Origin of the sequence: Rhodovulum viride (assembly GCF_003265965.1) — a bacterium.
Taxonomy (GTDB): Bacteria; Pseudomonadota; Alphaproteobacteria; order Rhodobacterales; family Rhodobacteraceae; genus Rhodovulum; species Rhodovulum kholense.
In genome coordinates this window covers 18,056-31,001 of record NZ_MUAV01000021.1, presented here as the reverse complement: position 1 = coordinate 31,001, position 12,946 = coordinate 18,056, and the positions used below count along the sequence as shown (strand labels likewise).

Here is a 12,946-nt window from a genome sequence, read left to right as displayed (position 1 = left end):
ACTTTCATGCAGAAGATCTACGGCACTGCCGCCGAGGCCCTGGACGGGCTCTTGTTCGACGGCATGCTCATCGCCGCGGGCGGTTTCGGGCTGTGCGGCATACCGGAGCTTCTGATCAAGGCGATCCGCGAGGCAGGCACGAAGGATCTGACCTTCGCCTCGAACAATGCCGGCGTCGACGATTTCGGGATTGGCCTCCTGCTGCAGACCCGCCAGGTCAGGAAGATGATCTCGTCCTATGTGGGCGAGAATGCCGAATTCATGCGGCAATACCTGTCGGGCGAGCTGGAGTTGGAATTCAACCCCCAGGGCACGCTGGCGGAACGGATGCGGGCGGGCGGTGCCGGGATTCCGGGCTTCTACACCAAGACCGGCGTCGGCACAGTGATCGCCGAGGGCAAGGAACATAAGGACTTCGACGGCGAGACCTATATCCTCGAACGCGGGATCGTGGCCGATCTGTCGATCGTCAAGGCCTGGAAGGCCGACGAGACCGGCAACCTCGTCTTCCGCAAGACCGCCCGCAACTTCAACCCGCCCGCCGCCATGTGCGGCAAGGTCTGCGTCTGCGAGGTCGAGGAAATCGTGCCGGTGGGCAGCCTCGAGCCCGACCAGATCCACCTGCCGGGGATCTACGTGCACCGCCTGATCCAGGGCGACCACGAAAAGCGGATCGAACAGCGCACCACGCGCGCGGCGTAAAGGGGGGAATAGGTATGGCCTGGGACCGCAACCGGATGGCGGCGCGCGCCGCCGAGGAACTCAAGGACGGGATGTATGTCAATCTCGGCATCGGCATTCCGACGCTGGTGGCCAATTACATCCCCGAAGGCGTGAACGTCACGCTGCAATCGGAAAACGGGATGCTGGGGATCGGCCCCTTCCCGATCGAGGGCGAGGAGGACCCCGACCTCATCAATGCCGGCAAGCAGACCATCACCGAGCTGCCGCATTCGGCCTATTTCGACAGTGCCACCAGCTTCGGCATGATCCGGGGCGGCAAGATCGCGATGGCGATCCTCGGCGCGATGGAAGTGGCCGAAAACGGCGATCTGGCGAACTGGATGATCCCCGGCAAGCTGGTCAAGGGCATGGGCGGCGCGATGGACCTGGTCGCGGGCGTCGGCCGGGTGGTGGTGGTGATGGACCACACCAACAAGCATGGCGAGTCGAAGGTCCTGAAAGCCTGCACCCTGCCGCTGACCGGGACCGGAGTCGTGAACCGGATCATCACCAATCTCGGCGTGCTCGACGTGGTCGAGGGCGGGCTGCGAATCGTCGAATGTGCGGACGGCGTCACCGAGGACGAAATCCGCGCCGCGACCGAGGCCAGCATCGTCGACTGACCGGTCCTCCTGCCGGACATGAAGAAGGCCGCGCCGGTGTCCCGGTGCGGCCTTTTTGCGGTTCGCCTCTCCGGCACGGGCGGTGCGCTCAGGCACCTTCCGTGCGGACCGGACGGAGCCCGTCAGAGCCCTGTCCTCTGCAGATCAGTCAGCGTTCGCAGCCAGTTCGGCGGCGATTTCGGCAACGCGGGCGTTGGCGATTTTCTCGGCGGCCGGGCCGTTGTCGCGGTAGCCGACGACCGAGGTGTAGCCGTTATCGCTGGCTTTCGCATGGGCGGCCACGATCTGGGCGACGCGCGCATCGGCATAGCCCGAACTCGACATGCTGACATTGGTCGCCGGCGCGGCCGTGTCGAAGCGCACCCAGCCATTCACGCCGTCTTTCTCGGCGGCGGCTTTCAGCTCGATCAGCTGGTTCAGCGAGTAGGCGCCGGGCTGGACGCCCAGGTCCTGTTCCAGCTGCGACTGGGCGAAGACCGGTGCAGAGAGGGCGACAAGAGCGGCGGCGGTAAGAGCAAGAGTTTTCATCGTTTCGTTCCTTGTGTGCTTGTTATGACGGCTTGTTGCCGTCCGATGAGGCATAAATGGCATGAGCCCTTCCCGATTTCAACGCACAAACACTTGTGTTTGGCGTGTAAATGGTGCGCTGATGCACATGCAAATGTCAGAAATCAGCCAGCCGGGCCGAGGTGTCGGACAATCTTTAGTTTCCGGGAAATCGGGTCGCAGTCTTCCGGCAATCCCGTGCTATCTGCCCGGTGAGATGACCATGACAAAGATTCCCTCCGCCTCGGACGCCGCGCCCGCTCCCCGTCGCCTCCGCGACGCCCTGCTGATGGGCGCCCTTCTGAGTCTGGTGCTGGCCAGCCTTGCCGGTCTGGCCGCGGCCACCGGCTGGGACCAGACCATGGGCCAGCTTGCACGGCTCGGCTGGATGCAGGGGGCCGCGCTGCTGGCGCTGTCGCTGGCCAATTACCTGCTGCGGTCGCTGCGCTGGAACCTGTTCGGCCGCCGGGTCGGCCTGCCGCCCGGGCTCTGGCGCGACATCCGCCACTATCTGGGCGGCTTCCTGATGATCGCGACGCCGGGGCGGCTGGGCGAGCTGGTGCGGGTGCGCTGGATCCGGCGCGAGACCGGGCTGTCGCTCGACCGCTCGGCCCCCCTGTTCGTGATGGACCGGGCCGCCGATCTGGTGGCGATGGCACTGATCCTCTGCGCGGCGCTGGCGCTGTCCTCGGGCCATATCGCCGGGGCGATTCCGGTGGCCGCGCTGGCGCTGGCGGCGGCGGCGGTGGCAACCCATGGGCGGCTGATGTCCGCGCTGGTGACCCGCGGCTACCGGATCGTCGGCCGCTGGCCCCGGCTGTTCGGGCGGCTGCGCGGCATGGCGCGGACGCTGGGACAGTTCACCGACGCCCGGGTCCTTGCGGCCTCGATCCTGCTGGGGTCCCTGGGCTGGATGGCCGAGGGCTATGCCTTCCACCTGTTGCTGGTCTGGCTCGGAGCCGATATCGGGCTCTGGAAGGCCGTCGGCATCTTCGTCTTCGCCACGCTGGCGGGCGGGTTGACCGGCGCGCCGGGCGGTCTGGGCGGTGCCGAGGCTGCGATGATTGCGCTTCTTGCGCTCGAGGGACTGCCGCTGGAGACTTCGGTCGCGGCCACGGCGGTGATCCGGGTCACCACGCTGTGGTTTGCGATCGGGATCGGCGCACTGGTCTTTCCGGTGGCGGAACGGATGTCGAAAAGGACGGCTGATGCAGTGGAAGACCGCTGACTATGCGGGATGGGGCCGGGCCCTTCGGGCCAAGGGGCGGATCGCCCGGCCAGAGCGGGTTTCGACCCTGAAGGACGCGCTGGCCGAAGGCGGCCCCGCGATCGGCAATCGCCGGTCCTATGGCGACGGCGCGCTGAACAGCGGCGGCGCCGCGACCGAGATGACCCGGATGGACCGGCTTCTGGCCTTCGACCCCGGGACGGGCGTGATCGAGGTCGAGGCCGGCGCCACCATCGGCGCGCTGCTGAAGCTGCTGGCGCCGCAGGGCTGGATGCCCGCGGTGATGCCCGGCACCGGGCTGGCCACCATCGGCGGCTGCATCGCCAATGACGTCCATGGCAAGAACCACCATGGCGCGGGCAGCTTCGGGCAGCATGTGCTGGCGGTCACGCTGATGACGCCCGCAGGCCCGCGCGAGGTGAGCCCGGCCTCCGATCCCGCCCTGTTCCGCGCCACGATGGGCGGTCAGGGCCAGACCGGCGCCATCCTTTCGGCGCGGCTGCAGCTGATGGCCATTCCGGGCCAGCGGATGAAGGTTCTGGAAACCCGGATGCGGGATTTCGACAGCTTCATCGCCGCGCTCGACGCGTCGAAAGCCGAATTCGCGGTGGGCTGGATCGACGCGACGGCGAAACGCAAGCGCCTCGGGCGCGGCATCCTCGAAGAGGGCACGCTGGTCGAGGGCACCCGCCCCGGCCCCGAGCGCAAGCCGAAGCCCGTGCCCTTCGATGCGCCTCAGGCGCTCTTGTCCTGGCCGGTGGTGAAGATCTTCAACCGCTGGTACGGATCGGGCGTGCCCGACAGCGGGCGCAAGCGGACCCGGGCGCTGGACGAGTTCTTCTTCCCGCTCGATGCGCTGAGCGGCTGGAACCGCTTGTACGGCAAGCGCGGGTTCCACCAGTTCCAATGCGTGGTGCCTGCCGACCGGGCGCCCGCGCTGAAGGAAATCCTGAACACCATCGCGCGGGGCGGCGTCGCCTCGCCGCTGGCGGTCCTGAAACGGATGGGGCCGGGCCGCGCCGGGCATCTGTCCTTCCCGATGGACGGCTACACGCTGGCCGTCGACCTGCCTGCCCGCGCCAGAGTGCCAGCGCTTTACGCGCGGCTCGAGGATCAAGTGATTGCCGCAGGCGGGCGGATCTATCTGGCCAAGGACGCCCTGGCGCGGCCCGAAAGCATGGCCGCGATGTATCCCGAACTGGAGGCCTGGCGCGCCGAGGTCGCCAAGGCCGATCCCGCGGGGCGTCTGGCCACCGATCTGGTGCGGCGGCTGAAACTGAGGAGCGCGTGATGGCAGAGACCTGGATCGTTCTCGGGGCCTCGTCCTCGATGGCACGGGCGCTGGTGCGCCGGTTGGCGGCGCGCGGCGACGGGCTGATCCTTGCCGGGCGGGATCTTGGCGATCTCGAACGCGACGCGGCCGATGCGCGCGTGCGGGGCGCGGCCTTCGCCGAAACCATCCGTTTCGACGCGCGCGACCTCGCCTGCGTGGCCTCGATCCTTGCCCGGGCCGGGGCCTGCGAGGGCACGGTCTCGGCCGCGGTCTTCGTGGGCTCGATGCCGCCCCAGGCCGAGATCGACGCCGATCCCGGCCTGATCGAGGGCGTCGTCACCGACAGCTTTACCGGCCCGGCCCGGGTGCTGCAGGGGCTGGCCCCGATCATCGAGGCCCGCGGCGCGGGCACCGTCATCGGCGTGGGCTCGGTCGCGGGCGACCGCGGGCGGATCGGCAACTATGTCTACGGGGCGGCCAAGGCGGCCTTTGCCACTTATCTGTCAGGGCTGCGCAACCGGCTGGGCCGCGCGGGCGGGCATGTGCTGACGGTCAAGCCCGGCTTTACCGATACCGCAATGACCTGGGGGATCGAGGGGATGTTTCTGGTGGCCTCGCCCGACAAGGTGGCCACAGACATCCTGAGCGCGCTGGAAAAACAGCGCAACGTGATCTACACGCCGTTTTTCTGGATGGGGATCATGGGCATCATCCGGCTGATCCCGGAACGGGTATTCAAGAAGCTTTCGGTCTGAGACCGGCGCCGTCCGGCCCCTGCGGCCGGGCGGCTCAGAACCCGAACCAGCGCTGCCAGAGCCCGGCGCTGTAGAACATGAAGGACAGCGCGAAGAAGATCAGCCCCAGCCCCGCCCGGTCGCGGAGCGCAAAGACGATGGGGTCGTAATCCTGCTGTCCGCGATAGCCGAGCCAGACCATCCGGACCAGCCAGACCGCCAGCGGAACGGCCGCCGCCCATAGCAGCCAGCGGGTCTGGTAAAGCGCCTCGGCCTGCGCAGAGAAGCTGTAGGCGACGAAGACCACCAGCGCCCCCACCACGCCGAGCCCCGCCATGTTCAGCAGATCGCCCCGGTCGCCCCGGCCATAGCCCCGGCCGGGCAGGCGCTCGTCGGTCTCGGCCCGGGCCAGTTCGGTCATCCGCTTGACGCAGCCCAGCGTCACGAAGACCGGAAAGACGAAGACCAGCATCAGGAAGGACGCCTCGCCTCCGCTGGCCGCCGCCCCCGCCACCACGCGGATCGTGTAAAGCGCGGCAAGCGTCGCGATATCGACCCAGCGCATCCGCTTGAGCCGCAGCGAATAGGCCAGCGACAGCGCCATATAGAGCAGAACCACCGTCAGGAAGGGCGGCCCCAGCGCCGCGCCGACTCCAAGGGCCACCAGCGCCAGTGCCGCGCCCGCCGCCATGCCCGCGCCGATGGGCACCTTGCCGCAGGCAAAGGGGCGGCGGCATTTGGTTTCGTGCAGCCGGTCGGCCTCGAGGTCGAGCAGGTCGTTGACGATATAGATGCAGGACGCGGCCGCCGAGAAGGCCAGGATGCCCATAAGCACCAGCACCAGCGTTTCGGGCCGGAAATCATGCGCGGCCAGCGCGGGCAGCAGCAGAAGCACGTTCTTGACCCATTGATGCGGTCGGAGCGCGCGCCCCAGGTCGCGCAGCTTCCAGCCCGCCGGGATCTCTTCGACCGGATGGCCCGCCGCCGACAGCTCGGCCGCCAGCCGGTGCTGCCGCCCCAACAGCAACGCCCGGTCGGCCTCGCGCCAGACGGGACGGTCGGCGGCCCGCGCGCCGGCATAGTCGAAGCCCCGGCGCCCGAAGCGTTCGACCAGCGCCCGCGCCTTGGCGCCCCCCTCGGGCGCGGCTGCCCCTTCTGCGCCGAGGGCCTCTTCACAAAATCCGTAATGGCTGGCCAGGGCGGCGACGAGCCCCGGATCGGCTCCGCCTGCCAGCACCACCGGCCGCCCGGCCTCGCAGGCCTCAAGCGCGCGGGCCGCCATCTCGGGCCGCAGCGGCAATAGATCGACCCGGGGTGGGGCGATCCGCGCCAGCTCGCGGCAAAGCCCGGCCCGGTCGCGAAGATGCATGGCCGTCGCCCGCAGGGTCTTCAGCGGCGCGCGGCCGAGGCCGTTCCAGAAGCATTCAAGCCCGAGATCGGTCTTCAGAAAGGTCCCGTCGACGTCGAGGACCAGCGGTTTCTGGCGTTGCATCCTATCCCCTGCCCTTGGCCCGGAACACGCAGCCGTCGCTGATCAGCTCGGGCGGGGTCCGGCACAGCCCCCGGGCCACCGCCCAGGCTGCCAGCACCTTCGGCACATAATCGCGCGTTTCCAGATAGGGCGGAACGCCGCCATGGGCGCGCACCGCCCCTTCTCCGGCATTATAGGCGGCCAGAACCAGCACCGGGTCGCCGCCGAACTCGCCCATCAGCCAGTCGAGATAGGCCACGCCGCCGCGGATATTGGCGACCGGATCGGCGGCATCGGCCACGCCGAAGCGCCGGGCGGTCGCGGGCATCAGCTGCATCAGCCCCAGCGCCCCCTTCGGGCTGAGCGCCCTGCCGCGCCCGCCGCTTTCGACCCCGATCACCGCCAGCGCCAGCGCGGGCGAGACCCGGGTGCCGACCGTGGCCGACAGGATCGCGCGGCCATGGGCCTCGGCGATGTCCTGCAAAAGCTGCAGCCGGGGCGCGCGCACCGCTTCGCCGGGCGGCGCCTCGCCCAGTGCCACCAGCGCGGGCGCCAGCCGCCCCGGCCGGCTGTCGCTCAACGCGGGCGACACCCGCGACCAGAACCAGTCCGGCCCCGGCTGCGCCGCGTTGCCGGGGGGCGGTTCGGCCGCAGCGTCGGGCGCGCGCGCCAGCGGAGCGGTCGGCGGGCCCAATGCGGCCGGTACCACGGTCGCGCGCGACTCGATCTGAACGGTGATGCGTCTTGACGCACCGGGGGCGGGCGGTTTGACCCTTCGGAAGGTGAACTCTGGCCAGGGCGGCGGCTCGGCCCGCACCGGTCCGGGCGCCGCGCCCGCGCTGGCAAGAACCAGCCCGGCCAGAACCAGACCTTCCAGATGACGCCGCATGTTCTGCCCTGCCCGACCTTGCGGTTCTTTGCATTTCCGCTTTGCGGCACGGACCCGACAGGCCCGTCCTGCATACAGAGAGTTTTCAAGGCAATTGTTATTGCATTTTTGATCAATTCCCAAGGTTTCGATGGTCTTTTTCCGCCGGGGCAGAAATTGCCAAGGCCCAGCCCAACTCTTGCCCGATTCCGGTGGCCCTATGACCGGGTCGAAGCGGTTGCGCCCCCATTGCTGGGGGTCCGGCCCTTCACCCAAGGGCATTTGAATTGAGCGAGCATCCTACTGGAGGGACCCCCATGAAACTCTTCAAACTCTTCAAGACCTTCGCCAAGGACGAGTCCGGCGCCGTCACCGTCGACTGGGTCGTGCTGACCGCCGCCATCGTCGGCCTCGGCATTGCCGTTCTGGGCACGGTTCGCAGCGGCGTGAACGGCCTCGGCGACAAAATCGAAGCTTCGCTGACCACCGCAACGGTCGCGACCCTGTCCAACCTCGGCTGGGGCAGCGACGCCACTGACAACACCTCGGAATAAGAGAACCACACAGACGCCTAAGGAGGGTCGCTTCCCACAGAAGCGGCCCTCATTGCTGTCTCTTCGCCAGAGGCCTGCGCTGATGTGGAGGCCGCGCGCCGCTTTAGAACCGGTGGGTGATACCCTCGATCTTTAACTGAATATCCACCGGACGTCGCCAAGATCCCCCGGGGATTGCCGCATTACCGTGGCAAATCAAAAGAACGAAGGAAACTCCGCGGCCAGCGCCGGGGTCGCGGATCGGCGACGAAAGGACATGCCATGCGCCTGATCTTCGGACTGGTCCTTCTGATGGGGCTCGGTCTGGCAGGGTTCGCGGTCTACATGGCCCAGGGCTATTTCGACCAGACCAAACGCGAACTGGCTGCCGCGCGCGCCGCCCAGGCCCAGCAGGTCGCGCTGGAACCGGTCGTCGTCGCCAGGGAACCGCTGCGCTATGGCCAGCAGATCACGCTGGACAACCTGCGCCCGGTGCTCTGGCCGAAGGACTCGATGCCCGAAGGCGTGTTCCAGACCAAGGAAGAGCTGTTTCCCGAAGGCCAGCCGCAATTCCGTACCGTCCTGCGCGCGATGGAGGCGGGCGAACCGCTCTTGCGGGTCAAGGTCACCGATCCCGGCGCCGATGCCGGTATCACCTCGCGCCTGACCAAGGGCATGCGCGCCTTCGCGATCCGGGTCGATGTCAGTTCCGGCGTTTCGGGCTTCCTGCGGCCGGGCGACCGGGTGGATGTCTACTGGACCGGCGAGAGCCAGTCGAAACAGGTGACCAAGCTGATCGACACCGGCATCCGCCTGATCGCCATCGACCAGATCGCCGACGAGGACACCACCCGGCCGGTGATCGCGCGCACCGTCACGGTCGAGGCTTCGCCGCAACAGGTCGCCTCGCTCGCCCAGGCGCAGTCGAGCGGGCGGTTGTCGCTGTCGCTGGTTGGCGCCAATGACGATGTCGTGGCCGAGGCGGTCGAGGTAGACCAAAAGGCTCTGCTGGGCATCGAGGACGCCCCCGAAGTCGCCCCCGAACAAAAGCGGATCTGCACAATTCGAACCCGCCGCGGGTCGGAAGTGGTCGAGATCGAAATCCCCTGCACGAACTGACCCCATTCGCCAAACCGGCCGCAGACAGAAGCTCCGCCCTACGGCCGGCATGATCGGAACGGGAGGCCGGGGCCAAGGACAGAGCGGAGCTATACAACCTTCGCGTGCACTTCCGAGGCCAGCCAACAGGGGCGATTGTTGCGAGATACCCACAGGCCGCTTCCTGTGACGGCACGCAATGATTGCAAAAAAACCGGCCTTGCCGCATCCTGACCGCCAAAAGGGGCGAAAGACCCCTCGTGAGGCGTGATCGGAAAGGCAGGGTCACATGAGATTTCGGACCATCCTCGCGGCGGGACTGTTTGGTCTTGCCGCGATTCCGGCCCTGCCGCCGGAGGCCGGAGCGCAGACCCTGCGAACGCTGGAGGGTCTGGCGACCGGCAAGCTCACGGTCCCGATGAACCGCGCGGTGGTGGTCGAAAGCGATCAGGTCTTCGCCGAATTGTCGATTTCGAACCCGCAGATCGCCGATATCTCGACCCTTTCCGACCGCACCATCTATGTGCTGGGCAAGTCGCCCGGGCGCACCACGCTGACGCTCCTGGGGCCCGACGGCACGCTGATCACCAATGTCGAGGTCCAGGTGACCCCCGACATGAGCGAACTCAAGGAACGGCTGCGCGAGGTGCTGCCGGGCGAACCCATCGAGGTGCGCGCGGCCAATGACGGGCTGGTTCTTTCGGGCACGGTCAGTTCGAAGACGGTGATCGACCGGGCGCTCGATCTTGCCTCGCGCTATGCGCCGGAACGGATCTCGAACCTGCTGAATGTCGGGGGCACCCAGCAGGTGATGCTGAAGGTCCGGTTCTCGGAAATGAACCGGTCCGTGTCGAAAAGTCTCGACACCAGCCTCGGGGTCGCGGGCCTGACCAATGGCGGCGACCTGGGCTTTGCGGGCGGCACCAACACCATCACCGAGGGCACCAACCTCGGCGATCTCTTCGACGGCGATCCGTCGACCACGCCGGCCCGGTCGCGCAGCAGCAACGGCGTGTTCTCGATCGGCATCGGCGCCGGCGATCTGCAATTCGCGGTCCTGCTGGAAGCGCTGGAAACCAAGGGCTTCGTCCGCACCCTGGCCGAACCGAACCTGACCGCCCTGTCGGGCCAGGCGGCCAGCTTTCTTGCGGGCGGGGAATATCCGATCCCGGTGGTCGGCGGCGATGGCGACGTCACGGTCGAGTTCAAGCCCTTCGGGATTTCGCTGAACTTCATCCCCAATGTGGTGGGCAACAATATCAACCTCGAGATGAACGCTCAGGTCAGCAGTATCGATCCCTCCGTGACCTTCAACAACAACGGCATCATCATCAGCGGGTTCTCGACCCGCTCGACCTCGACCACGGTCGAGCTGCATGACGGCGAAAGCTTCGCGGTCGCGGGCCTCTTGCAGGACGATTTCGCCAGCCTCAAGGGCCAGGTGCCGTGGCTTGGCGACGTGCCGATCCTGGGCACGCTGTTCCGCAGTTCCGAATACCAGCGCGACCAGAGCGAACTCGTGATCATCGTCACTGCGCATCTGGTCTCGCCCACGCGCGGCGAGGCGCTGGCCCTGCCGACCGACCGCGTGGCCCCGCCAAGCGAGCGCGACCTCTTTCTTCACGGCCGGCTTTCCTCGCCGCGCACCCCGCGCTCGGGCGCTGCGGGAGAGGTCGCGCGGCAGGATTTCGGCGGCTCCTACGGCTATGTGATGGAGTAGGCCCATGCGCGCCCGCCTTGCCTTCGTGACCCTGAGCGCCGCGCTGGCGCTGACCGCCTGCAGCCCCCGCCAGATCGCCGATTTCAACCGGCCTGCGGGCGATGCGCTGGACGATGGCAGCTTTGGCAACGCCACGATGACCAACCAGATGGTGATGACGTCCGACCGGGCAATGGCCATCGACATGACCCGCCGCTTCGCCGCCGACGTGCCCAGCACCGTCACCTTCGCCTTCGACAGCGCAGCCCTCGACGCCACGGCACAGGCCGCGCTCGACCGGCAGGCGGCCTGGATCCTGCGCTATCCCTTCGTGGTCTTCCGGGTCTACGGCCATGCCGACCAGGTCGGCAGCGCGCCCTACAACAAGGCGCTGGGCATGCGGCGGGCACAGGCGGCGGTGGCCTATATGGTGGCGCGCGGCGTCCCGCGCGCGCGGCTTCAGGCCGTGGTCTCCTATGGCGAGACCCGGCCGCTGGTCCATACCGAGGGGCCCGAGCGACTGAACCGCCGCACGGTGACCGAGGTCGCGGCCTTCCTGCGCCCGCGCCCGATGACGATCGATGGCAAGTACATGGCGCGCAGCTACCGGGCCTATCTCGACAGCGCGCAGCCCAAGCCCACGCTTCAACCCGCAGACGTCGCCGCGCAGGACTAACCCCCGCACTAACTCCCGCGCGGGGACCAGCCGCGCGTGGGCCGCGGATTGAAGGTTTTTCGAACAATTCAGCACCTCGGGCCGTAATGTTGCCCAAGTTGTTCTTCACGCTCGGCCCATGGACCAACGTGCGCGCACGAAGTGAGTCGCGCGCGAACGGGGCAGAAGCGGTCGGCCGCCCGCCCTGCCCGGTCTGCGTGGAAGGATGTGGGAACGATGACGAGCATGCCAGCGTCGATACCCGACCAGGCCCCGATCCGGGCTTGCACGGTGTCGCGGGACATCCAGAATTTCGATCTTCTGATCGAGGACATGGAAGCCGAGCTGGGCGGCGGCTGGGGCGATATTGCCTTCGACGAGGCGCGCGGCTTTTTCGATCAGCCCGAGGCGCAGGACATCGAGTTCATCGCGGTCGCGGTCGACGATGCCGATGAGGCCGACATCGCGGCCATCGGCGAGATCGTCCGCGCCGCCAAGCAGCGCGGGCTGAGCGTGCTGGTCATCGCAGAAGAACTTAGCCCGATCGCGTTGCACCAGCTGATGCGGATGGGGGCCGACGATTTCGTGCCCTACCCGCTGCCCGAGGGGGCGCTGCACGAGGCCATCGTCCGGTTACGCCAGACCCCGGCCGCGGCCCCCGTGGCGCCTGCCCCCGCGGATCCCGCCGCGCCCAGGCTGTCGCGCTCGAACCGGGACGGCGTGGTGCTGTCGGTGCAGGGTCTGGCAGGCGGGGTCGGCGCCTCGACCTTCGCGGTCAACCTCGCCTGGGAACTGGCGCTTGCGGCGCGCAAGTCGGGCGGCCGGGTCTGCCTGCTGGATCTCGACCTGCAATTCGGCTCGACCGCGACCTATCTGGACCTGCCGCGCAAGGATGCGGTCTTCGAGCTCTTGTCCGATATCGGCGCAATGGACGGCGACAGTTTCCTGCAGGCGCTGCAAAGCTACCGAAGCGACCTGCATGTGCTGACCGCGCCCTCCGACATCCTGCCGCTCGACATCATCGGGCCGCCCGAGGTGAACGCGCTGATCGACATGGCACGCTCGCAGTTCGAATTCGTGGTCGTCGACATGCCGAAGACCCTGGTCAACTGGACCGAGACGGTGATCACCCAGTCGCATCTCTATTTCTCGCTGCTGGAACTCGACATGCGCTCGGCCCAGAACGCGCTGCGCGTGATCCGGGTGCTGAAATCCGAAGGGCTCCCGCGCGAACGGGTGCGCTATGCGCTGAACCGGGCGCCGAAATTCACCGACCTGTCGGGCCGCAGCCGGGTCCGCCGACTGGCCGACAGCCTCGATATCGACATCGAGATCCAGCTTCCCGACGGCGGCAAGGCGGTCACCGAGGCGGGCGATCACGGCCTGACCCTGGCCGAGACCGCGGCCAAGTCGCCGCTCCGCCGCGAAATCCAGAAGCTCGCAGCGTCGCTTTACGATCTCGGCACGGCCGCGGCCACCGCGGCACAGTAAAGGG

Annotated in this window: 13 protein-coding genes; 10 read left to right on the top strand and 3 right to left on the bottom strand. The window is 67.8% G+C overall.

Features of this window, described 5'->3' with window-relative positions; translation table 11 throughout:
- Positions 1-6 precede the first annotated feature (6 nt).
- Both BYZ73_RS15935 and BYZ73_RS15930 read left to right on the top strand, forming a co-directional pair.
- Positions 7-702 carry a CoA transferase subunit A gene (locus BYZ73_RS15935; RefSeq protein ID WP_108024529.1) on the top strand — a complete coding sequence of 232 codons (696 nt, stop codon included), beginning with the start codon at positions 7-9 and terminating at the stop codon, positions 700-702.
- 14 nt (positions 703-716) lie between these two features.
- Positions 717-1,346 carry a 3-oxoacid CoA-transferase subunit B gene (locus BYZ73_RS15930; RefSeq protein WP_112316702.1) on the top strand — a complete coding sequence of 210 codons (630 nt, stop codon included), beginning with the start codon at positions 717-719 and terminating at the stop codon, positions 1,344-1,346.
- Positions 1,347-1,490: 144 nt separating this feature from the next.
- Here BYZ73_RS15930 and BYZ73_RS15925 read toward each other — a convergent pair whose 3' ends face one another.
- A complete protein-coding gene (locus tag BYZ73_RS15925; RefSeq protein ID WP_112316701.1) occupies positions 1,491-1,874 on the bottom strand; it encodes a hypothetical protein in 384 nt (127 codons plus the stop codon).
- A 241-nt stretch (positions 1,875-2,115) separates the two neighbouring features.
- On the opposite strand from BYZ73_RS15925, the gene BYZ73_RS15920 reads away from it, so the two are divergent.
- Genes BYZ73_RS15920 through BYZ73_RS15910 form a run of 3 tightly spaced genes read left to right on the top strand, consistent with a single transcriptional unit; the run spans position 2,116 to position 5,148 of the window.
- On the top strand, positions 2,116-3,120 hold the full coding sequence (locus BYZ73_RS15920) for a lysylphosphatidylglycerol synthase transmembrane domain-containing protein (protein ID WP_112316700.1): 1,005 nt from the start codon (positions 2,116-2,118) through the stop codon (positions 3,118-3,120).
- Complete coding sequence (locus tag BYZ73_RS15915) at positions 3,101-4,411, top strand: FAD-binding protein (RefSeq protein ID WP_112316699.1); 1,311 nt, start codon at positions 3,101-3,103, stop codon at positions 4,409-4,411. Before BYZ73_RS15920 ends, BYZ73_RS15915 begins: the two co-directional genes overlap by 20 nt.
- Positions 4,411-5,148: an SDR family NAD(P)-dependent oxidoreductase gene (locus BYZ73_RS15910; protein WP_108024519.1), complete on the top strand. Its 738-nt coding sequence runs from the start codon at positions 4,411-4,413 to the stop codon at positions 5,146-5,148. Before BYZ73_RS15915 ends, BYZ73_RS15910 begins: the two co-directional genes overlap by 1 nt.
- Positions 5,149-5,182: 34 nt before the next feature.
- Here BYZ73_RS15910 and BYZ73_RS15905 read toward each other — a convergent pair whose 3' ends face one another.
- Both BYZ73_RS15905 and BYZ73_RS15900 read right to left on the bottom strand, forming a co-directional pair.
- On the bottom strand, positions 5,183-6,619 hold the full coding sequence (locus tag BYZ73_RS15905; RefSeq protein ID WP_112316698.1) for a UbiA family prenyltransferase: 1,437 nt from the start codon (positions 6,617-6,619) through the stop codon (positions 5,183-5,185).
- Position 6,620: 1 nt separating this feature from the next.
- Complete coding sequence (locus BYZ73_RS15900) at positions 6,621-7,487, bottom strand: lytic transglycosylase domain-containing protein (protein ID WP_112316697.1); 867 nt, start codon at positions 7,485-7,487, stop codon at positions 6,621-6,623.
- Positions 7,488-7,783: 296 nt separating this feature from the next.
- On the opposite strand from BYZ73_RS15900, the gene BYZ73_RS15895 reads away from it, so the two are divergent.
- The 5 genes from BYZ73_RS15895 (at position 7,784) to BYZ73_RS15875 (ending at position 12,942) form a co-directional block, all read left to right on the top strand.
- Positions 7,784-8,020 (top strand): Flp family type IVb pilin, encoded by a 237-nt coding sequence (locus BYZ73_RS15895; RefSeq protein ID WP_112316696.1) that lies wholly within the window; start codon positions 7,784-7,786, stop codon positions 8,018-8,020.
- 261 nt (positions 8,021-8,281) lie between these two features.
- A complete protein-coding gene (gene cpaB, locus BYZ73_RS15890; protein WP_112316695.1) occupies positions 8,282-9,118 on the top strand; it encodes a Flp pilus assembly protein CpaB in 837 nt (278 codons plus the stop codon).
- Between the two features lie 268 nt (positions 9,119-9,386).
- Positions 9,387-10,817: a type II and III secretion system protein family protein gene (locus BYZ73_RS15885; protein WP_112316694.1), complete on the top strand. Its 1,431-nt coding sequence runs from the start codon at positions 9,387-9,389 to the stop codon at positions 10,815-10,817.
- Positions 10,818-10,821: 4 nt separating this feature from the next.
- Positions 10,822-11,472, top strand: coding sequence for an OmpA family protein (locus tag BYZ73_RS15880; protein WP_112316693.1), 651 nt, complete (start codon positions 10,822-10,824; stop codon positions 11,470-11,472).
- Between the two features lie 216 nt (positions 11,473-11,688).
- Entirely contained in the window at positions 11,689-12,942 is a 1,254-nt protein-coding gene (locus BYZ73_RS15875; RefSeq protein WP_112316692.1) for a CpaE/TadZ family protein, read from the top strand.
- Positions 12,943-12,946 lie beyond the last annotated feature (4 nt).